At 69.3% G+C, this 20,171-nt stretch carries 17 protein-coding genes and 1 pseudogene; 9 read left to right on the top strand and 9 right to left on the bottom strand.

Translation table 11 applies throughout. The annotated features are described in order from the left end of the window. Positions 1-45: 45 nt before the first annotated feature. From AB0389_RS17290 to AB0389_RS17305, 4 genes are all read right to left on the bottom strand, one after another. Positions 46-1,032, bottom strand: coding sequence for an alpha/beta hydrolase (locus AB0389_RS17290; protein WP_366396242.1), 987 nt, complete (start codon positions 1,030-1,032; stop codon positions 46-48). A 1,772-nt stretch (positions 1,033-2,804) separates the two neighbouring features. Next, positions 2,805-3,635 (bottom strand): M55 family metallopeptidase, encoded by an 831-nt coding sequence (locus AB0389_RS17295; RefSeq protein ID WP_366396243.1) that lies wholly within the window; start codon positions 3,633-3,635, stop codon positions 2,805-2,807. A 49-nt stretch (positions 3,636-3,684) separates the two neighbouring features. After that, positions 3,685-3,927 carry a hypothetical protein gene (locus AB0389_RS17300; RefSeq protein ID WP_366396244.1) on the bottom strand — a complete coding sequence of 81 codons (243 nt, stop codon included), beginning with the start codon at positions 3,925-3,927 and terminating at the stop codon, positions 3,685-3,687. A 17-nt stretch (positions 3,928-3,944) separates the two neighbouring features. Then, positions 3,945-4,388, bottom strand: a complete 444-nt coding sequence (locus tag AB0389_RS17305) for an ATP-binding protein (protein ID WP_366396245.1) — start codon at positions 4,386-4,388, stop codon at positions 3,945-3,947. Positions 4,389-4,635: 247 nt separating this feature from the next. Here AB0389_RS17305 and AB0389_RS17310 point away from each other — a divergent pair, with 247 nt between their 5' ends. The 3 genes and pseudogenes from AB0389_RS17310 to AB0389_RS17320 all read left to right on the top strand — a co-directional run. Next, positions 4,636-5,511 (top strand): helix-turn-helix transcriptional regulator, encoded by an 876-nt coding sequence (locus AB0389_RS17310; protein WP_366396246.1) that lies wholly within the window; start codon positions 4,636-4,638, stop codon positions 5,509-5,511. A 2-nt stretch (positions 5,512-5,513) separates the two neighbouring features. Beyond that, a complete protein-coding gene (locus AB0389_RS17315) occupies positions 5,514-5,714 on the top strand; it encodes a DUF397 domain-containing protein (protein ID WP_366396247.1) in 201 nt (66 codons plus the stop codon). After that, a pseudogene (locus AB0389_RS17320) lies at positions 5,711-5,884 on the top strand (DUF397 domain-containing protein); the annotation flags it as partial. The gene AB0389_RS17315 and the pseudogene AB0389_RS17320, both read left to right, overlap by 4 nt. Here AB0389_RS17320 and AB0389_RS17325 read toward each other — a convergent pair. Continuing rightward, positions 5,884-6,822, bottom strand: a complete 939-nt coding sequence (locus tag AB0389_RS17325) for a DUF3626 domain-containing protein (protein ID WP_366396248.1) — start codon at positions 6,820-6,822, stop codon at positions 5,884-5,886. The pseudogene AB0389_RS17320 and the gene AB0389_RS17325 sit on opposite strands and share 1 nt — an antisense overlap. Positions 6,823-6,921: 99 nt before the next feature. On the opposite strand from AB0389_RS17325, the gene AB0389_RS17330 reads away from it, so the two are divergent. Continuing rightward, positions 6,922-8,694, top strand: coding sequence for a bifunctional metallophosphatase/5'-nucleotidase (locus AB0389_RS17330; protein WP_366396249.1), 1,773 nt, complete (start codon positions 6,922-6,924; stop codon positions 8,692-8,694). A gap of 67 nt (positions 8,695-8,761) precedes the next feature. On the opposite strand, the gene AB0389_RS17335 is transcribed toward AB0389_RS17330, so the two are convergent. Both AB0389_RS17335 and AB0389_RS17340 read right to left on the bottom strand, forming a co-directional pair. Next, positions 8,762-8,956 carry a DUF1918 domain-containing protein gene (locus AB0389_RS17335; protein WP_366396250.1) on the bottom strand — a complete coding sequence of 65 codons (195 nt, stop codon included), beginning with the start codon at positions 8,954-8,956 and terminating at the stop codon, positions 8,762-8,764. Positions 8,957-9,024: 68 nt separating this feature from the next. Continuing rightward, positions 9,025-10,500 carry an FAD-dependent oxidoreductase gene (locus tag AB0389_RS17340; protein WP_366396251.1) on the bottom strand — a complete coding sequence of 492 codons (1,476 nt, stop codon included), beginning with the start codon at positions 10,498-10,500 and terminating at the stop codon, positions 9,025-9,027. 38 nt (positions 10,501-10,538) lie between these two features. Here AB0389_RS17340 and AB0389_RS17345 point away from each other — a divergent pair, with 38 nt between their 5' ends. From AB0389_RS17345 to AB0389_RS17365, 5 genes are all read left to right on the top strand, one after another. Further along, positions 10,539-11,243 carry a TetR/AcrR family transcriptional regulator C-terminal domain-containing protein gene (locus tag AB0389_RS17345; protein WP_366396252.1) on the top strand — a complete coding sequence of 235 codons (705 nt, stop codon included), beginning with the start codon at positions 10,539-10,541 and terminating at the stop codon, positions 11,241-11,243. 172 nt (positions 11,244-11,415) lie between these two features. Further along, positions 11,416-12,852, top strand: coding sequence for a hypothetical protein (locus tag AB0389_RS17350; protein ID WP_366396253.1), 1,437 nt, complete (start codon positions 11,416-11,418; stop codon positions 12,850-12,852). Continuing rightward, complete coding sequence (locus AB0389_RS17355; RefSeq protein ID WP_366396254.1) at positions 12,849-15,245, top strand: glycosyltransferase; 2,397 nt, start codon at positions 12,849-12,851, stop codon at positions 15,243-15,245. Before AB0389_RS17350 ends, AB0389_RS17355 begins: the two co-directional genes overlap by 4 nt. A gap of 437 nt (positions 15,246-15,682) precedes the next feature. After that, a complete protein-coding gene (locus tag AB0389_RS17360) occupies positions 15,683-16,771 on the top strand; it encodes a matrixin family metalloprotease (protein ID WP_366396255.1) in 1,089 nt (362 codons plus the stop codon). Between the two features lie 11 nt (positions 16,772-16,782). After that, a complete protein-coding gene (locus AB0389_RS17365) occupies positions 16,783-17,175 on the top strand; it encodes a DUF6281 family protein (RefSeq protein ID WP_366396256.1) in 393 nt (130 codons plus the stop codon). A gap of 461 nt (positions 17,176-17,636) precedes the next feature. On the opposite strand, the gene AB0389_RS17370 is transcribed toward AB0389_RS17365, so the two are convergent. Together AB0389_RS17370 and AB0389_RS17375 are read right to left on the bottom strand one after the other, a co-directional pair. Further along, positions 17,637-19,010 carry a polysialyltransferase family glycosyltransferase gene (locus AB0389_RS17370; RefSeq protein WP_366396257.1) on the bottom strand — a complete coding sequence of 458 codons (1,374 nt, stop codon included), beginning with the start codon at positions 19,008-19,010 and terminating at the stop codon, positions 17,637-17,639. Next, the gene (locus tag AB0389_RS17375) at positions 19,010-20,023 is read right to left on the bottom strand and encodes a glycosyltransferase family 2 protein (RefSeq protein WP_366396258.1); all 1,014 of its coding nucleotides are present in this window, start codon (positions 20,021-20,023) and stop codon (positions 19,010-19,012) included. The genes AB0389_RS17370 and AB0389_RS17375 overlap by 1 nt, the downstream gene beginning before the upstream one ends. Positions 20,024-20,171 lie beyond the last annotated feature (148 nt).

Consider the following 20,171-nt stretch of genomic DNA (forward strand, 5'->3'; position numbering starts at 1 on the left):
TGGAGTGCATACGAAGGCAAGGGGGAGCGCTGGGAAGTATCCGGATCAGGAGCCCTCGGTCGCGCGCCGCACATGGCGCGCGATCAACGCGTAGACCTCACGGGCCTTCTCGGCACCGGTGCCAGTGCCGTTCTCGGTCCCTGCACCGGTGCCGGATTCCTTGAGGTCATAGCCGTGGTCGACGCCGGACACCTCCAGGTACTCGGCCAGCGCCCCCGCCGCGCGGAGCCGTTCCGCGTAGCGCAGGCCCTCCGCCCGGAGGCGGTCGTACTCGGCCGTGATCACCAGGGCCGGTGCGATCCCGCTGAGATCCGCGTCGTCCAGCGGATGCGCGGGTGACACCAGCCGGTCCGCGCGCTGCGGTACGTCCGGTACGTACGCGCTGTCGAACACCTCGCCCATCCAGGGGCGCAGCATCGGCTTGGGGATGGCCGCGGGCTTGTCCTTGGCGCCGGTCACCAGGTCGAGCGGCGGGTAGTGCAGAACCTGGAGCGCGATCGGGGGCCCACCCTGCTCGAACGCCTGGCGGGCCGCCGCGGCGGCGAGCGAACCCCCGGCGCTCTGCCCGCCCACCGTGAGCCGGCCACCGTCCCAGCCCTGCTCGGCGCCGTGGGCGGCGACCCACTGGACGACCTCGAACACCTGCCGGGGCGGCGCCGGGAACGGGTACTGAGGTGCCACCACATAATCGACGTTGACCACCACGACGCCCGCCTCGGCGGCGAGGTAGCGGCAGAGCGGATCGTCCAGCTCCAGATGCCCCAGAACGAACCCGCCGCCGTGGAAGTTGACGTGCACGGGCGGAGGAGCGGCGTCCTTGGCCTCGGCTTTCCGGGCCTCGGGCAGATAGACGACGGCCCGGGCGGGGCTGACCGAGGTGGGGATGACGATCTCCCGGGTGTGCCCCGGGAACTCCGGAAACCGGCCGGGAGCCGGCGCCTTTGACGCGGACCGCCGCTGCGCGAGGGCGAGGAGACGCTGCAACGTCTTGGCGGCGAGGGCGGCCACCGGGGGGCGGGCGAGGATGGACATATCTGATCCCGTCTGCGGGGTGACGACTCGGCTGTGACGGGACGCCCGACTCTGCGCCCGACTCTGCGCCTGACACGGCGGCGGGTACGGCGGCGGGCACGGAGGAGCGGCCCGGGACGAACGCTATCAACGCTCAATTTCCTTGAACGGGCGCAGTCGCCGTTGTCAGGTTCGGGTCAGTTTCGAGAGGCGGGCCGGGTGTACGGGGTGAGGGGGTGCCGGGGGTGAGGGGGCCCGGAAGGTCTGCCGCTCTGGGGCCGGTTCAGGGGCCGCGGGCTGGTGGCCCTGCCGGTTAGGGCGGTTTTGAGTGGTGTGGGTGGGTGGCGCGGGTTGTTGGGTAGGTGGGCCGCCCCTCCTGCTGTGAGTGTCGCGTCTCCGGAACAGGTGTAAAGGGCGCTCCTGCGTCGCGTCGGCTTCGCCGATTTCGCTTCGCTCACCCTTGACACCTGTCCCGGAGACGCAAGTGCGGGTGTGGGAGGGGCGGCCGGGGGGAGGGGGTTGCCCGGGGGACCGGATGCCCTGCCACTCGGCTCAGGGTCTGGCGGGCGGGTGGGCCCTGCGGGGCTGCGCGGCAGAGGAGTGGGGTGGTCCCACACCGGCTCGGCGGCTGACGGTCCGCTGTTGGCTGAGACGCATGCCCCGCTGGTGACCGTGGAGTGGGGGCAGGGTCTGCTGGGACTGGTGTGGCGGTAAGTGGGCTTCTGGAGGCGGTCTTTGCCTCCAGAAGGGCGTCTAACGCACCTCAGGACACATGTGCCGTCCGGAGAGACTCCCCATCGCCCGCCAAACCACCCCATATGGGACAGATTGGTGGGGGTGGAGTGCTTGATCCTGAAGACTGCGACGCTGTAGCCGTCTGACGTGCCGGAAGTGGCTCTAACGTCACACTCCCCGCCCCCGGGCACCGCCCGGAGCCCCCGGACCGGCCCGAGGGCCCCGGCCGGACAGCAACTCCGGCCCACCTCCCGGGCACCACAACGCAACAGTGATCAGCGGGGCATGAGTGCCGGCCGACAGGCGGCCGTCAGCCGCCGAGACGAGCCCGGCAGCCCCATGCCTCTGCCGCGCAGCCCCGCAGGGCCCACTCGCCCGCCGGACCCTGAACCGACCAGCAGAACAGCAGACCCCCTGGGCCCCCTCACCCCCCGGCCGCCCCCCCACTCCCGCACTTGCGCTGGAGGGTTGGGTGTCAGGGGTGGAGCGCAGCGGAATCGGCGTAGCCGACGCGACGGAGGAGCGCCCTTGATACCCGGCCCGGAAGCGCGAAAATGACGGCCGAAGGGGGCGGCCCCACACCCACAACCTCCGCCACCGACCCACCCCACTCAGCGTTGCTCTGACCCGCAGGCAGCGACGGCGGCTGAAGTGGTGGGCCGAATCCCGAATCCGGCAGAAACGGCCGGGCCCCTCCATCGGGCGCGGCCTCGCGCATCGTGGGGGACGGAAGCCGTTCGCCAGTTGCATATAAGTACAACTGGGCTGTTGCACAAGCGACTTGATTGAGCATCAGAGCCGGCGCACTATTGCCGGCGGATGCACAGCGGGCATGCGATCGACGGACACGTCACGCACCGCCAGGCGATCCCCTCCCCCCTCGTGACTTCCCCCTCGTGCCTTCCTCCTCGTCGACGGACGCGCGGGGCTGCAAGAGGTATGAATCGGCGTCCGCGCATTCGCTGTGGTGTGGTGTGGTGCGGTGCGCACAACGAAATGAAAGTCCAACCATGACGAAGATCAGAGTGTCCCGCTTCGCCCGCCCCGCCCCGTGCGGTCTAGCCGGGCTTGATGGAGGCGAGCTGTACGAGCAGTACGACCAGCCGGTACGCCTCGGCGAAGTCGGCGGCCGTGAAGGCGACCGTACGGCCGTCGCCCTTGGCGCGTGACACACCGGGCACGAGGGTCGCGAGATCGACCATGTACGGGCCGTAGAGGTCGACCTCGACATCAAGCGGTCCGGCCAGATCCAGCGGCGCGACCCGCGCCCGCCCCGCGACGGCCTCGGCAGCCGCCCGCCGCAGGCGCTCCCGTGCCTCTTCGGGGTGGAGGGTGACGGCGGCAGCCTGTCCCAGAGACTCCTTGACCGCGACGGTGACCGCGTCCGGGACCAGCTCCCGCAGTTCCGCGCAGGCGGTGTCGTCGCCGCTGAGCATCACAACCGGCACCCCCACATGCCCCGCCATCGCGGCGTTGAGCCCGATCTCACCGAGCGACCGCCCCGCCACCCGCACATCGAGGATGGCGTCGCTCATCGTGTGTGCCAGTACGGCCGGCCCCTGACCGGCCCGCGCGTGGTAGCCGACGAACAGAACCGCGTCGGTGTGTTCGTCGAGCCCGCCGAGCATGCCCAGCGGACGCGGCTTGCCACGGACCAGCCTGGCCCGCCGGTCGAGTTCCTCCGGCAGGAGGTTCCGGTACGTCCCGTGCGAGTCGGCGACCCACACCACGGCGGTGGGTTTGGCGTCCAGGACACCGGCGATCACGGCGTTCGCCTCGGCCGTCATCAACGCCCGGCCGCGCTCGTAGTCGTAGCGTTCCGGATTCGTCTCGGAGGGATGAGCGATCCCCGAGACGCCCTCCATGTCGATGGAAATCAGCACCTTCATGGCCCGGAGTGTATGTACGGGCAGACGCCGCGTACACACGCCCCCTTTGTCAGGGCAGCCAGCGCCCGCGCCCGAATATGCGGGGGATCTGATGGACGCGGATGGTGATGTGCACGGGGTTGCGGTGGCAGTAACAGGTGTACGAGTACGTCTCCTCGGACTCGACCGGCAGGGGCGGCGGCGGCCGATTGTCCCCTTCCTCCCGTGAGTTGGCCGCGTAGAGCACGCCGAGTACGAGCACGGTGAAGCTGATGGCGAGGGCGGTGACGCCCCAGAAGGTCTGCTCATCCACGGCGGCGGTCGTTACGGTCACCGCGCCGGCGGGGGCGTGAGGTCGATCTCCGCGTAGACGGTCTTCCCGACGGTGCGGGGTTCGGTGCCCCAGCGGTCGGTGATCTGTACGACGAGCGGCAGCCCGCGCCCGAAGCACTCGCCGTCCTCGGCGGTCCGGAGGGCGGGGAGGCGTTCGCCGCGCGGGTCGCTGACCTCGATACGGAAGAGGGCGGGCCGGAGCAGGATGGCGACCTGGAAGAGCCGGTCCCGCAGGCATCCGTGCAGCAGGGCGTTGGTGCCGAGTTCACTGACGACGAGGCCGGTGGCCCAGGCGAGTTCGGGGTGCCCCCACTCGGTGATCAGCCGGGACGTGCGGTGGCGGGCGAGCGTCACACTGCCCGGTACGGGCGTGTAGTTCAGCCGGTCCTCCCGCAACGTGCCTTCCGGCGGGGGCAGATGGGCTTCATGGGTCGAGGTCATGGACACGCGCCTCCGTGTGTGGTCGGGGAACTGCCGGGGTTGGTGGGCTGGCGGTGGCGATGCCGCGCCGGGCGTTTGGCTGTGCGCAGCGCAGCGCGGTGCACTTCCGCCAGTGGTTCCGCTGTGCGAGCGGCGACGCACCGAACGTAGCCAAGTGGCAGTCTCAGGTGCAAGGGCGCCGGAGACAATTGCCTCCATGGAGTGAAGCGGCTCGACTGGCCGCTACCTCGGGGGCCACACTTGAGATGTGAATGGATCACCGAAACTGGGCAATAGGGCGTCAACTGTCCTTGCACGCAGGCTGGGGCGGGAGCTGCATCGGCTGCGCACCACGGCGGACAAGACCCAACTGCAAGCCGGGGGCGCCATCAACGCCACGAACTCGAAGATTGTGAAGATGGAGAGCGGCTGGGTGCCCATGCGGGACCCGGACATCCGAGTGCTGTGCGAGTTCTACGGCGCGGATGCCAAGGCCACGGGCCGGCTGATGGAACTGGCCAGGCTGGACCGGGAGCGCCGTAAGGCGAAGGGCTGGTGGCAACACTCGCCACAAGCGGGCGCACTGGCGGAGTACATCGCGATGGAGGACGTGGCCCACCGCGTACGGACGTGGCAGCTTTCGCTGATTCCCGGCCTGTTCCAGACGTCTGACTATGCGCGGGCGCTGGCGGTCAGCGATGGTACGTGGGAGGACCCGGACGACATTGAGCGCGTCGTCGAAGTACGGATGAAGCGACAAGCTCGGTTGACGGGTGAGAGTCCACTGGAGGTGTACGCGGTGGTCTGGGAGGCTGCGCTACGTCAGAAGGTGGGCGGCCCCGAGGTGATGCGGAGCCAGTTGGAGCACTTGTTGGAGATGGCTCACTTGCCCAATGTGCGACTTCAGGTGATGCCGTTCCAGTCAGGTGGACATCCCTGCGTCGGGGGCTCCTTCAACATCATCTCGTTTGCGGAGACTGGGGCGGTGGACGTTGTCCACACCGACACGATTGCTTCTACCGTATGGGTGGAGAATGAGGAAGAAGGGGCTGTGTACAGCACGTTCTTCGACCGAACCGCCCGGCTGAGCCTCGCTCCGAAGGGTTCGGTGAGCCTGATCGACAGCATCTGCAAAGGGATGTAAACGTGAGCGATTTCGTCTTCGTGAAGTCCAGTTACAGCACGTCGGGGGGTGAGTGCGTCGAGTTCGCCGACAACATACCCGGCACCGTCGCCGTCCGGGACTCCAAGGATCAGTCCGGCCCGATCCTTCGTCTTGCCCCCGACGCCTGGCGCGCCTTCAGCGCCGCGTGCCAAGTAGGCGGTGCTGAGGGGACGTACTCGTGAACGACTTCGTCTTCGTGAAGTCCACCCACAGCTCGCAGACCGGTGAGTGCGTCGAGGTCGCCCGGAACATCCCCGGCACCGTCGCCGTCCGCGACTCCAAGGATCAGTCCGGCGGCGGCCCCGTCCTCCGCCTCGCCCCCACCGCCTGGCGCGCCTTCAACGCCGCGCTTCAGGCGGACGGCGCCGCGATCGTCTCCCGTTCCAGCGTCTGCCGTTCCGGCGTCTCCCGTTCCAGCGGCGCACGGCGTGCCGCCGGTTCCGCTGTGGGCCTCGGGGGCGTGCCGAAGCGTGCCACGTAGTGCCATACGCGCTTGAGTGCCTGCTCGTCGTGGCGGCCGGTGCGGGCGGCGGTCCCGATGGTGCCCGGATCGAGCCGACCGTCCGTCGCGATCTCCGCGCCCAGGTCGATGAACTCCTGCCCGCGGTACTGGGGATGGCGTCGTAGCTCCTCGACCGCGAGGCTGAATCCCGGGTGCCACTCGACCGGGCAGGGCAGGCGCCGGGCCGAGGCTTCCACCGCCGTACTCCTGTAGCAGGGGTCCAGGACCACCGCCTCCACGTCGCTATCCAGCCGGACCGGCCCGTGTACCTGCGCCTCGATGTAGTCGTCGAGCGCGTCCCGGTGGTCGGCCTCGGCAAGTTCGATCAGCGGCATCCGGGCCGCGACGCCGAAGGCCGACGGCTCAAGGCAACTGTCCGGATAGCAGAACGTGGTCCTTGTCAGCGTTTCGGCGGCCAGCCGGAAGTGGGCGGAGCCGAACCGTGGTGCCGCGCCGACCGGTCTGCGGCGGAAGTTCAGTGCTCCGTAGACCGGCCGCTCGTCCGCCGGTGCCTCGTCGTACGCGCCGCCGAAGATCCGGCTCTCCCAGCGCCACCGGTCGCCGCCGGGGTGGGCGGTCAGACCTCCGTTGCTCGTGCCGGTGACGAACTGCGAGCGGTACACGCCGTCTTCGGCCAGAGCGTCCAGGATCGGTTCGCCTCGTACCAGGCGGTCCGGATGGAAGTTGAGCGTGGTGCGCAGCGCCGCATTCACAGGGCTGCCGGACGACTGCTCCGCGACGTGGTGGAGGGCCTGTTCGGACGGTGTCGGGAAGGTTCGGGCGCTCATCGACGCAGCTTTACGCAACCTGCGCGACCGGCGCACTCGCATTTCGCCGGGGTGTGTCGTGAGCCACTGGGGTCAAAAGGGCTCCATAGGATCTCGTGCGTGACAAATACCCGTTTACTCAGACTTCGTTCGCGCGGCACCGTGGCCATCGGCGCCCTCGCCGCCGCCACCGCGCTCCTCGGCCTCCAGACGGCGGCGCCCTCGCCCGCCAGTGCCGTCGCCAGTGCCGTGGACCGTGCCGCCGACCGTGTCCCCGTACAACTCCTCTCCCTCAACGACCTGCACGGCAACCTCGAACCCGTCGACGGCGCGGCGGGCCGTATCACCCACCGTGGTACGCCCCTTCAGGCGGGCGGCCTGGCGCAGATGGCGACTCTGCTGGACGAGGCGCGGGCCGGGCAGACGAACACCCTGACCGTGGCGGCCGGTGACATGATCGGCGGGAGTCCGCTGCTGTCGGCGATCTTCCACGACGAGCCGACCGTCGCCGCGCTCGAAGAGCTGGGGGTCGTCGCGTCGTCGGTCGGCAACCACGAGTTCGACGAGGGGCCGACGGAGCTGCGGCGCATGGTCGACGGTGGCTGCCATCCGACGGACGGCTGCGCGCCGGACGCGCCGTACGCCGGGGCCGGGTTCCCGTATCTCGGGGGCAATGTGACCGCGCGCGGCAGTGAAACGCCGCTGCTCAAGCCGTACAGCGTCTCGACCCTGCCCACCGGGCAGAAGATCGGGTTCATCGGCATCGTGACCAAGACCGCGCCGACCGTCATCAACGCGTCGATGGTCCGCGATCTGGAGTTCCACGACGAGATCCCGGTCATCGAGAAGTACTCGAAGGAACTGACCAAGCAGGGCGTCCGCGCGCAGGTGCTGCTGATCCACGAGGGCGAGAGTGTCAACGGCGTCGCCGGGACCAACTGCGACGAGGGCGGGCCCGGCGCCAAGCTGAAGGGGCGGATCAAGGAGATCGCGCAGAAGGTGCCGACCGCCGTCGGGCTGGTGGTCAGCGGGCACTCGCACGACTCGTTCGAGTGCACGGTCCTGGACCCGGCCGGCAAGCGGCGGATGGTCACGCAGGCCGACTCGTTCGGCCGCTCCTTCACCGATCTGCGCTTCGACCTGAACGCCAAGGGCGAGATCCTGCGCAGTACGGTACGGGCCCAGCACCGTCCCGTGCCCGTCACCACCACCCAGCAGCCCGCCATGTCGAAGCTGATCGACATCTGGCGCGGCCGGTCCGAGACGCAGGCCAACCGGGTCGTCGGCCATATCGCGGGCGATATGCCGGGCCGCGGTTCCACCGCCCCCGAGACGCCGCTCGGCAGCCTCATCACCGATGCCCAGGCCGCGGCGGGCCGTGGTTACGGCGCCGACTTCGCGCTGACCAACCCGGGCAGTATGCGGGCCGACCTCATCTACAAGGACGGGGGCGTGGTCACGTACGCGGACGCCTACCGCGTCCAGCCGTTCGCCAACGCGCTGTGGGTGCTGCCCATCACCGGGGAGCAGATCCGCACCGCGCTCAAGCAGCAGCTCAGCGGCGCCAACGAGGCGGCTCCGCGCTTCCTTCAGCTGTCGAAGGAGCTGAGCTACTCCGTCGACATGAGCAAGTCCGGCGCCGACCGGCTGCTCGTCGACACGATCCGGCTGAACGGGCAGCCGCTGGATCCGGCGGCGACGTACAAGGTCGCGGTCAACGAGTTCCTCGCCAATGGCGGGAACGACTTCGACGTCTTCGGCGAGATCGCGACGCGCGAGGCCGGCGACATCACCGACCTCGACGCGCTCGTCTCGTACCTGGAGACCACCACCTCGGCCGACAACCCGGCCCCGGTGCCGGCGGCGGGCCGGATCACCTTCGTCACGCCGTAGTGCCGTATCCCCTACGGCGCCGGGCACCGCGCGAATCGCCGCGCGGTGCCCGGCCCCGGCCGGTTCGCTACTCCCCGTCCCGGTGCGGCCTCAGTTCGCTGTCCGGGTCCGGGGACACGATCGACTCGTGGCCGTTCTCCGCCCGAACCCGGAACGGCGGCGTCCCCTCCGGGCCCAGCACCTCGACGATCTCCACTTCCCGGTCGTGCTCCCCGACCACCCGGCCGTGGGTGACGAGACGGTCGCCCTTGTTCGCTTTCATGGCTGTTTCTCCGATCCTCCGTGGACATCCGATCCGTGACGGAGAGTGTACGGATCGTGCGCCTCCGGCTACGGTCGGTGGCCGGTGGTGTCGGCGCCGACCGCCCGCAACCACTCCCGCAGGCCCCTCGCGTCCTCGCCCGCCCAGCCCACATAGCCGTCCGGTCGGATCAGGAAGAGGCCCTTGCCGTACGGCTCGTACGCGTCGACCTCGTACCGTCGCACCAACCGCCCGTCCAGCGGCGGGAGTTCGGCGTTCGTGGCCACCGTCAGCAGGGTGAAGTGGGGGCCGCGCAGGGCGTCGAAGATCGTGGTGCCGTCCGGGAGGGGGCCGTCGGGGGCGCGGTCCCCGGCGTGCAGGGCGCCCGCCGTGCCCGTGGCGAGCGGGCCGCCCCGGTAGCCGAGGCCGAGCTGGCGCGTCTCCGCGCCCCTGCGGGCCTCGCCCCGGTGGATCCGGGTCGACAGGCCGAGCATGTCCGCCGCGATGGGCCGCCGCTCCTCCTCGTACGAGTCGAGCAGCGCGGGGTCCGCTCCGTGCCGCAGCGTCTGGCCGAGCTTCCAGCCCAGGTTGTACGCGTCCTGGACGCTGGTGTTGAGGCCCTGGCCGCCGGCCGGGGAGTGGACGTGGGCCGCGTCGCCCGCGAGGAAGACCCGGCCGTCGCGGAACCGGTCCGCGAGCGCGGCGCGCGGCCGGAAGTCCGACGCCCGGCGCACCTCGGTGACGTCGTCGGCCGTGAGGTGCGTACGGGCCGCGACGAGCGCCCGTACCCCCTCGGGGGTGGTGTCCGGCGCCTGGTCGGGGGCGAAGTTGGCGACCAGCTGGAAGTCCGGTGTCCCCGGCAGCGGGCACAGGGTCGTGAACGTGCCTCCGGCGGCCGGGAAGATGTGCCAGTTCAGCCGGTCCAGCGCGGGGACGCGTACGTCCGCGACCAGCATCGGCGCCGGATCGACGCTCTCGCCCGTCATGCCGATGCCGAGCAGCCGGCGCACCGTACTGCGGCCTCCGTCGGCCGCTACGGCATAGGCCGTACGGAGGGACCTCGCGCCCCCGCCCGCGCCCTCGCCCCCGTCCCCGCCTGCCCGCGTCAGCTCTGCCGTCACGCCGTCCGCGTCCTGCGCAAGGCCCGTCAGTGCCGTACCGAACGTGACGCTGCCGCCCAGGTCCAGCAGCCGCGCGTACAGGATCTCCTGCGTCCGCCACTGCGGCAGCAGCCACGGGCCGGTGTACGGCTCGGCCGCGGTCGCCGTCTGGTCCTCGAACAGCCGGTGCTCGCCCTGCCGTACGCCGTTCTCCCAGACCATGCCGACCGGCGCGGGGCCGCCCAGTGCGCGGACCTCCGCGATCACCCCGAGATCGTCCAGCACCTCCTGGGTGCGGGGCTGGATGCTCTTGCCGCGCGAGCCGGGGAAGAGCCCTTCCGCCCGCTCCACCACCTGTACGTCCACCCCGCGTCGGCGCAGATCGCAGGCGAGTGCCAGGCCGGCCGCGCCCGCGCCCACGACGAGAACGTCCCGGACCGTTTCCTTAACGTCGTTAAGTTCCATGGTTTCGAGACTGCACTTATCGCTGTTAAATTGTCAAGGTGGCTGTGACACGACTGGACCGCGGGCTGGTCGCCCGTACCGCGCTCGACGTGCTGAACGAGGTCGGGCTCGACGGGCTGTCCCTGCGCGCCATCGCGGGGCGGCTGGACGTCAAGGCGCCCGCCCTCTACTGGCACTTCAAGGACAAGCAGGCGCTGCTGGACGAGATGGCGACCGAGATGCTCCGGCGCGCGACCGCCGCGGCGCCCGCCGCGCCCGATCCCGACTGGCGGGCCGGGCTCGCGCACAGCATGCGCGGACTCCGTGCCGAGCTGCTGCGCTACCGCGACGGCGCCAAGGTCTACAGCGGTACGCACTTCACGGACATCACGTACGCGGTCTCCATGGACGCCTATCTGCGCACCTTCACCGACGCCGGTTTCACCGCGCGCGCCGCCGCCCGCGCCTGGTTCACCGCGTACAGCTACACCATCGGGTACGTCACCGAGGAGCAGGCGATGGGGCCGGACGCGGCCGATGCCGAGGTCGCCGATCCCGAGGTGCCGCCCGAGGTGCCGCCCGCCGGGCCGCCCGTCGAGCCGTACGACCTCGCCGCGCGGGCCGAGCGGCTCGCGGCGTATCCGCTGGCCGCGGCGGCGGGGGAGGAGCTGTTCCGGGACCGCGGGGCGGGGTTCGAGGCGGGGCTCGCTGCCGTTGTCGCGGGGATCGAACACGCCTTTGCCCCCAGGACCTTCACCGACTGACCCGCGCGTTTCCCCGCCCGATGAATCCGGTTCACCTCCAAGTCGTCTGCCTTTACTAGCGTTTTGCCCCCCGCCTACCGTTCGCGGGGCAGACGCTTGGAGAAGCATGACAATGGGCCGCAATCGATGGCCGATGCCGCTAAACGGTGACAGTGCGGCCAAAACGCACGAAGTGGGTGTGCCGGAGGTCCGGATCGGTCCCGCCGGGCTCGACGAGTGCGTCCGCGCCTGCGCCGCGCACAGCGGGAAGCTGGTCGGGACGCTCGGCCGCAGGCGGGTCGAGCTGGCCGAGAAGCTGCGGCAGCTGCTCGCCGTGCACGCCGTCACCGAGCAGCCCTCGGCGCCCGCGCGCGCCGCCACCCTGCTGCGGCGCGCCACCGGTCCCCGGTCCACCGTCGACGGCGATCTGCTCGACGCGCTGCTCGCGGTCGGCAACAAGGCGCTGGACTGCGGTTACGACGACGAGCTGAAGCTCGCGCTGCTCATCACCGACACCGTGCTGACCCACCGCAAGGGCTCCCGCGCCGGCTGGCGGCTGCGCGCCAGGACGCTGGAGGCGCTCGGCGACGAGGCCGGCACGATCGACGCGTACGACCGTTACCTCGCGCTCACCGAGGACGACGGGTTCGGGGTCGCCGCGAAGAACGCCGGGCTGCGGATCGGCCGTGAGCGCGGCCGGCAGCTGCTGGCGCTGCTGGAGCGCGAGACGCCCGGCGCCGCGCCGTTCGCCGCCGGGCCCGCCACCGACGTCTGGGCCCAGGGCCTCGCGCTGCACGACCTCGGCGACACGGCCGGTGCCGAGGCCCGGCTGGTCGGCGCGCTGCTCGCGATGGCCCGCGACACCACCGTCGCGCTGCCCGACCTCCAGGAGGCCATCGGCCACTTCCTGGACCTGCGGATCGCCGCGCAGTCGGGCGACGCCTCGACGCTGCGCGAACTCGTCGGCCTCTACGCCGAGATGCGGCGCAACCGGATGCGCGGCCCGATCTCCGACCCGGTCTTCGGCGGGGTCGAGTGGATCAGCCTCGGCGAGTTCCGCAACAAGATCGCCGGCAAGTCGATCTGCCTGATCGCCAACTCCCAGAGCGTGGGCCGCAGTTCGCTCGGGCCCGAGATCGACGCGTACGACCTCGTCGTCCGCTTCAACTCGTACCGTATCGACGCACCGGCCACCGGCCGCCGTACCGACATCCACGTCTCCATCCACAAGCACGGCTTCAACTGGGACCAACACGTCCCGATCCGGCTCGTGTTCGGCGGAATCTCCGGCGACTGGAAGTACTCCCTGCGCAACCGGCTGGTGCCGGGCGCCCAGACGTACCTCGGCGACGAGTCGCTGCGCTGGCCGCTGCGGAACATCGGCCGGATCGGCGCGTCCGCCTGGCCCGCCATCCCCACCAGCGGCTTCAACATGCTCTGGCTGCTGGACTTCCTGGACGTCAGCCCGAAGCTCGACCTGATCGGCTTCGACTTCTACGAGAGCGGCGCGTACCGCATCCAGGAGGCGATGAAGATGCCCATCACCTCCGTGCACGAATACACCAGCGAGAAGGCGTGGGTCATGGAACGCGCCCAGAGCGTGACCGACACGAGGATATCCCTGCGATGACCGTAGACCGCCTTGCCCCGGAGGCCATTTCGCCGTCCGTCGGCGCTTCCGACGCCGCTTCCGACGCCGCTTCCGACGCCGCCTCCGCCTCCGCCCGCGCGCTCACCGGCAAGCGACGCATCGCCTTCGCGAGCTTCGTCGACGAGAACTACCTGCCCGGCTTCCTGGCGCTGCTGCGCAGCCTCGCGCTCACCAACCCGAAGGTGTGCGAGGACTTCCTCGTCCTCCACGACGGGCTGCGCCCCTCCTCCGTCGCCCGTATCCGCGCCCTGCACCCGCGCATCGAGCTGCGCCGGGTCGACGCGGCCCGCTACGACACGTACGCCAAGGGTGACCAGGACAACTACCTGGTGCGCAAGGCGTACTTCATCCTCGACGTGTTCCGGATCAGGGACTACGACACCGTCATCACACTCGACACCGACATGGTCGTCCTCGGCGACCTGAGCGAGCTGCTGACACTGCGCGAGGGGCTGGCCGCCGTACCGCAGTTCTTCTACGGGCAGCACAAGCTCAACAGCGGTCTGCTGGTCATCCAGCGCGAGTATCTGACGGACGAGTTCTGCGCGCGGATCGACGCGACCGGCCGCAGTGGTGACTACGAGCTGGACAAGCACGACCAGGGCATCCTGAACGCCGTGCTCGACGGCGACTTCCGCCGGCTCGACAACCGCTACAACTTCGTGAAGCGGCGGCTCTCCGGCGACCAGCCCGTCCCCGACGACACCGCGATCCTGCACTTCACCGGGCGCCACAAGCCCTGGCTCGGCGGCGAGGCCGGCTACGCGCAGGCCGAGGAGCGGTGGCGCGAGTTCGAGATGTCCGACAACGAGTTCCGGGCCGCGTACGTCCAGCGCTCCGGCGGTTCGGGCAACGCGCACCACGATCTGCTCGTGCACTACGGCACCCCGCACGTCCACCGCACCGGCGAGGTCGACACCGCCCGCAGGCTCGCGCTCGCGCACATCGGCGCCGGCGAGTTCCAGCAGGCGGTCGACATCCTCGAATCCGTCCGGATCCCTGTCGACTCGGCGTGGCCGCACGAGGTGTACGGGCACGCGCTGATGAGCGTCTCCCGGTACGACGAGGCGGAGGCGCAGCTGCTGCTGGCGACCGCAGCGCCCAACCGCGCGGCCACCGCCTTCTCCCGGCTCGCGCAGATCGCCTGGGTCCACGGCGACGACGCCACGGCGCACGCGTACGCCACCGACGGGCTCACCGTCGACCCGAGCCACCGGTCCGCGAGGCTGATGCGGCTGCGTACGGCGGGCAGTGTTCCCGGCCCCCGCGAGGGCTCGGCGGACGAGCAACTCGCCCATGTGGCCTTCTACATGCCGCAGCAGGGCAACGCGGGCGACAAGCTGCTGCCCGAGTCCGTACGGCTGACCTTCGGCCCCGACACCGGGGCGCGCCGCTGGCACTCCGTCCACGCGCACCGCCTCTTCGACGAGGCCGCGCTGGAGCGCGTCAACGCCCGGCGCGGGCTGGTCATCGGCGGCGGCGGGCTCTTCATCCCGGACACCGCGCCCAACGGCAACAGCGCCTGGCAGTGGAACGTCCCGGACGCGCATCTCAACCGGATCGATGTGCCGATCATGGTCTACGCCGTCGGCTTCAACGCCTTCGACGGTCAGTCCTACCGGGCCGAGCGCTTCAACTCCAGCCTGCGCCAACTCGTGGAACGCTCCTCGTTCTTCGGGCTGCGCAACCACGGCTCCATCGCGAAGGTCCGCGCGCTGCTGCCCGACTCGCTCCACGACCGGGTCCGCTTCCAGCCCTGCCCCACCACCGTCACCCGGCAGCTCGTCGAGGGCTGGACCGACCCGGCGTCGCGCGAGGACACGATCCTCATCAACGCCGCGTACGACCGCGCCGGCCTGCGCTTTGGCCACGACTACGCACACTTCCTGGCCGAGATGGCGAAGGCGGTACGGGGCCTGGGCGCGTACGCCGAGGTGCAGTGTGTCGCACACTCCCTGGACGACGAGAAGATCGCCTTCGACCTGCGGCGCGAGCACGGCATCTCGCTGCCGGTCATCCCGATGTACGACTTCGAGAACGACGAGATCCGCGACACCTACGCGCGGACGAAGCTGGTCATCGGCGCGCGCGGCCACGCGGGCATGATCCCGTTCGGCTGCGGCACGCCCATCATCAGCCTGATCTCGCACCCGAAGATGGCGTACTTCCTGGCGGACATCGAACGCCCGGAGTGGGGCGTCTCCGTCCACGAGAAGAACCTCGGCTCCCTGCTGGTCGAGCGCGCCGCGGACCTGCTGTCCGACCACGCGGCGACGGTCGCCGACGTACACGGCAGGCAGCAGGAGTTGTGGAAGATCACCGAAGCCAACGCGGCGGACCTGCGGGTCATTCTGGGGTCGCCGGTGCGGTAGGGCGCGCTCCGCCGCTGGTGTGGAGGGATGCCGGTGGCTCCGGCATCTGCTACACCTGAGACGCGCTCGGGGGCGCCGGCGGCGGCCTCAATCCGGTCGCAGACTCGGCCTCGGAGGACGTGGCGGCGTCTTCGTGGAGTTCGGTGAGGCGGTCGGCGACGCGTCTGGAGTTTGAACCTCACGAAGAGTGTCAGTGCCACCTCGGTCTCCTGGCACGCGCTTGTGAGCGAAATGTCCGACGTCGCTGGTGAAGTACTCGATTGTGCGGGTCGAGCTCCCTGCATGGTTCCGAACCAGACATATGAAATAAGTTTCAACTGCGGCTGAAAATGGAGGATGATTTTCCCGAATTGGTGGCTACTGTAGCCCGGTTCGATCAATCCCGTTCAGCGGGAGTATCCGGGGGGTAGAAAATGGCTGGCCGCAATTTACGACTCATGGGTATCTCTCTCATCGCTTTCGCGCTCGTGGCTTCAGTGTCAGGGGGTGTTGGCAGCGCGCGGGCGACCACTTCTGGGCCGACCGTCTGCAACATTCCTGAAGAAGGTGAACTGACTGTCGGCGAGCTGCCTATTGGCTCATCCGTGATCAGTTGCGAGGTTGTCGGTCGTGTCGTGACCTACGACGGAACCGGGGTAACGGTCCCCGAGCCTGGCACCGCTGTGAGCATCGATTCACTGACCACGGACGGTCAGACGCACGGCTTTACTCTGGAAGTCGCTGCTGACGGCAGAGTCTCCTACGAGCTGACTGATGCCGGCGCGGACCTTTCCACTGCCGGTTCCGATATTCCTGACGTTCTGTCGAACCCTGTCAATACGGCAGATGACCTGTCGCAGGAGTCGGACGAAACGGATGCGGATACCGCGGACAGTGCCGCACCGGAAGATGCCGAGGTGGCAGATGTGGATGCCTTGGCGGCTCCCGGTGCGTGTAGCGATGGCGCGTATACAACGGCCGATCGCAAAGAGTATGGCTCCTACGAGTGGTGGATCGGCGACGGGGGAATGCCTGGCGGGCTGTCACGCACAGACGCCATGTGGGCGTTCTACGATGCCATCGATAACATCACTGAAAGCTACAACAACTGCGGCTACACCGACCAGGTTGGTGCGAAGCATAACTACCGGGCTCCCACCAGCTGGGAAGCGGACATAAACAATAAAGGTCAGTGCACGGCTCGCGATGGACTGAGCACCTGGGACGCAGGTGACCTCAAATCCGGGGTCGTTGCTACGACCTGCTCGTGGACTTGGCCTATGCCGGGTGTTAAGAACGACCTGCGGGAGGCCGATGTTCGCTTCAATACCCACGACTACGACTTTACGAACAAGCCGACCAGTAGCTGCTCCGACAAATATGACATCCGTTCCGTTGCCACGCACGAAGCCGGACACGTCTTCGGGCTTGGGCACGTCGGATCGGGACATCAGAACCTCACCATGTACACAAACTCGTTCACGTGTACGAAGAAGGCGAGAACTCTCGGCAAGGGAGACGTTCTCGCTCTTCGCAGCATCTACTGAGGAGGACGTCGATGATCCGGGGCGGACGATCTGCGGGCCTGCTGCTGGCAGTAACCATGCTGCTGTCAGCTGCCGCGTGTACAGCCGACAGCAGCAGTGGTGAGGGGGCGGAGTCCTGTGCCCTCCAGTTCACCTACGAAGGCCGAACGTACCGAGACGTTGCAAATGTCAACTTCACAGTCACCGGCAGACTGGGCACCGCCACAAAACCGCCTTGTGACGACACCGGCGGCGAGGGCGAAACAGAGGGAGTCGGAACTGAGGAGACCGCGTACGAGGTGAACGGCATCTCTCCCAAGGTGGCTATCGCCGTCGGAGGCACACCGGCAGAAGCCGTATTCGTCGCCTCCTACTCCGGCTCGAAGGTTCCGCCCGAGGTGCAGAAACTCATAGACGGCTCATGATGCGAGGAGTGCGGTACGTCTCCGGTGCGCGATCTCGGTGGGCCGTCGGACGGGTCCTCCTCACCGGCCGTGAGCCGCATCCAGCCAGCCGGAAAACACAACGGGTGCTTGGCCTCCCTGAGGAAGGGGGGCAGGGGCCCATTGTGTTTTGGTGGTGGCTAGCGTGAAGCGTTGAACTGCCCATGGCGGACCGCGTGGACGAATGAGGAATGCGTGGAGTGCGCGAGACTCCGGGCCGACAAGGATGTCGCCGAACGGCAGCGGCGCCACAGCGACGTAGTCGATTGCGTGGTGCTGCTCCGCAGGCACCCGCAGCATGACGGCGTACCCGTCCCCGCGAAGCCGGGCGGTCTCCTGTGGACGGAGGAGGGCTCTCCGTGACGCGCCATCCCTACCGGGCCTGTCGCCGTCGTCGGCGACAGGCCCGGAACGGGCGCGTGGGCTCGTGAAGTCCGTTCCGGTCAGCTCGTGCCCACTCGCAGTACCGCCCGGCGCAGTTTGCGGGCGCGGCGGACCATTCTGCGGGCCGTCGCGTTGCGGGGGAGGCGGGTGGCGAGTTGGCCCGGGACTCCGCCGGGGAGGCCCAGGGTGGTCAGGCGGCGGCGTTTGAAGTAGCGGCGTTCTCGGTCGTTCAGGGGGCCGGCGAGGTAGCGTTCCGCCGATGGCCTCAGTTCTGGGTGGAGTTGGGGCTGCATGACGAAGCCGACCGCCACGAGCAGGTCTTCCAGGCGGGCGTCCGGCCGGTGCGCGGTGTTGGTGTCGGCGGCGGTGCCGTATGTCTCCAGTGGCGGCAGCATCGCGTCCACGATCGTCACCGGGACCCGGTTGCTGTTCTGGTACGGGGTGAGCCGTTCCAGCAGCAGTTCCGTGCCCGAGCGTGCCACCGGGATGCCGAAGAACTCCGACGCCGTGAACAGGGCCGTCGAGAAGCAGCCCACCACCAGTGCCGGCTTCAGCCGCCGGTAGAGCACCTCGGCGAGCAACGGCGTGTCCAGCACGGTCAGTTCGGCGCCGAGCCGGGCCGCCTCGACCGCCAGCCGCGTCGACCAGACGGCGGGGGCCGCCGGGTGCGGCTTGAACACCACCTGGGTGTGGCCCTGTGCGACCGCGCCCCGCACCATTCCGATGTGCAGCTCCTCCTCCTCGTCCTCCGTGAGGATCGAGAGCGCGGAGAGGTACTGGCCGAGCAGCAGCGCCGGCGGTTCCGCGGGCGCCTCGACCGCGCGTCCGCTCGCCGTGTCGGCGAGCTGGTCCAGGACCCGGGTGAAGGCGTCCGTGGGGATCACCTCGGCCGGTACCCCGAACTCCGTGAGCAGCAGCGGCTTCAGGCCCGGCACCAGGTCCAGATGGAGCAGCCGGCGCACCCGCTCGCCCACCAGCGGCTCGATCTTCGAGCGGGTCGGACCGTAGCTCATCAGGCCGTCCGCGTAGACGGTCAGGGGCGCGCCGGTGAAGATCTGCGCGATCGCCAGCGCCGGGTTGACCTGGAGCGACTCCACAATCAACTCAACGTGGGCGTCGGCCAGTTGCCAGTCCAGTCGCAGGTACTTCTCCCAGAGCGGGATGTCGTCCGGCCTCGGCGACCAGGCGCCAGGGTGGAACGGCGCGATCGTCCCGTTCCACGACACCAGGTCGTCGAACCGGCCGCGCAGCCGCTCGAAACCGGGCATCTCATCGACATCCGGGGTCAGTTCGGGCGTACCCGTGGTGTTGCAGACGACCAGCACACGTCGGCCGGCCGGGCGGAAGAGGCCCGCGTCCAGTGCGGCGGCCAGGGTGGCCGCGCCGTAGAGGGTGGAGGCGCAGAAGATCTGGGTCGTCGTGGCGTCAGTCATTACGCTGCCGCCTCTCCGGACGTACCCGATGTACCGGACGTGCCGGATGCACCCGTCGACATCCTGCGCCGTAGCTTCCGCAGCTGGTCCGAGCGGTCGAGATCCATCGAGTCCAGCGCTTCCTTCAGCAGGTCCTGGGGCAGCCGCTTCAGCGCGCCCGCGCTCAGCGCGCGCAACTGCCGGGCCACGGCCGGTTCGAAGCGGTCCTTCGCCGCGAGATGGTGGGCGATGATCGCGCAGTACGTCCGTACGGCCTTCGGCAGGAAGCGGTCCGCCTCCGGGTCGGCCGCCGTCTCCGCGATCACCTGGTCGAACGCCCGGATGAAGTCGAGCTGCCGGACATCGCCGATCTGTGTGAGCGACGAGGCGACCCCGCGCCGGTAGAACACCCCGAGCAGCCCGGACACGGCGAACGACTCCGCCTCCCGGTGCAGCCGCCAGATCCACGGCCGGTCCTCGGCGGTGCGCAGCCCGTCGGTGAAGTGCAGCACCCCGCGCTCCAGCAGTCGCCGGTGGTAGATGCCCGCCCAGGCGTACGCGTAGTCGACGGAGGTGGTCCTGGTGACGGGCAGGATCGCGTCCCGGGGGTTCAGCACCTCGTCGCGCCGGCCGACCGGGACGCGGTGGACCGTACGGGCCCTGGCCGTGAACTGGACATGGTCCGTACGGACGAAGTCGCAGCCCAGGACCTCGGCCGTCGCGACCAGCCGGGCGTAGTAGCCGGGCGTCACCCAGTCGTCGCCGTCGAGGAAGGTGACGTACGTGCCGCGCGCCGCGTCCAGGCCCGTGTTGCGCGCGGTGGCCAGCCCCCCGTTCCGCTCGTGTCTCAGCAGGACCGCCCCCGGAAGATCACGCACAGCCCGTTCCAGTATTTCCGGGGTGGCGTCGGTCGAACAATCGTCGACCAGCAGGAATTCGAAGTCCTCGCGCGTATTCGCGCGCAGGCTTCTCAGGGTTTCCAGGGCATATGTCTGCACGTTGTAGAACGGCACGACAACAGAGAGCTTGACCACCAGGCGACGTTAAACGGCGGCGGGTCCTCCCGCCCGACATCCGCACGCCCGCAAGGTGAACGACGGGTGTCGGGACCGTGAATCCGGCCCCCGACGCCATTCGTAGAGGTTCTGTTAACCCTTTATTGCGGTTGAGTTGGGCCGCCGA

This window comes from Streptomyces sp. NPDC093109, from assembly GCF_040701725.1.
GTDB lineage: Bacteria > Actinomycetota > Actinomycetes > Streptomycetales > Streptomycetaceae > Streptomyces.

Bases quoted from the DNA above. Each gene is read 5' to 3' on its own strand.
- AB0389_RS17290 (WP_366396242.1), bottom strand. From the start codon at position 1,032: ATGTCCATCCTCGCCCGCCCCCCGGTGGCCGCCCTCGCCGCCAAGACG.
- AB0389_RS17295 (WP_366396243.1), bottom strand. From the start codon at position 3,635: ATGAAGGTGCTGATTTCCATCGACATGGAGGGCGTCTCGGGGATCGCT.
- AB0389_RS17305 (WP_366396245.1), bottom strand. From the start codon at position 4,388: ATGACCTCGACCCATGAAGCCCATCTGCCCCCGCCGGAAGGCACGTTG.
- AB0389_RS17325 (WP_366396248.1), bottom strand. From the start codon at position 6,822: ATGAGCGCCCGAACCTTCCCGACACCGTCCGAACAGGCCCTCCACCAC.
- AB0389_RS17335 (WP_366396250.1), bottom strand. From the start codon at position 8,956: ATGAAAGCGAACAAGGGCGACCGTCTCGTCACCCACGGCCGGGTGGTC.
- AB0389_RS17340 (WP_366396251.1), bottom strand. From the start codon at position 10,500: ATGGAACTTAACGACGTTAAGGAAACGGTCCGGGACGTTCTCGTCGTG.
- AB0389_RS17355 (WP_366396254.1), top strand. From the start codon at position 12,849: ATGACCGTAGACCGCCTTGCCCCGGAGGCCATTTCGCCGTCCGTCGGC.
- AB0389_RS17360 (WP_366396255.1), top strand. From the start codon at position 15,683: ATGGGTATCTCTCTCATCGCTTTCGCGCTCGTGGCTTCAGTGTCAGGG.
- AB0389_RS17365 (WP_366396256.1), top strand. From the start codon at position 16,783: ATGATCCGGGGCGGACGATCTGCGGGCCTGCTGCTGGCAGTAACCATG.
- AB0389_RS17370 (WP_366396257.1), bottom strand. From the start codon at position 19,010: ATGACTGACGCCACGACGACCCAGATCTTCTGCGCCTCCACCCTCTAC.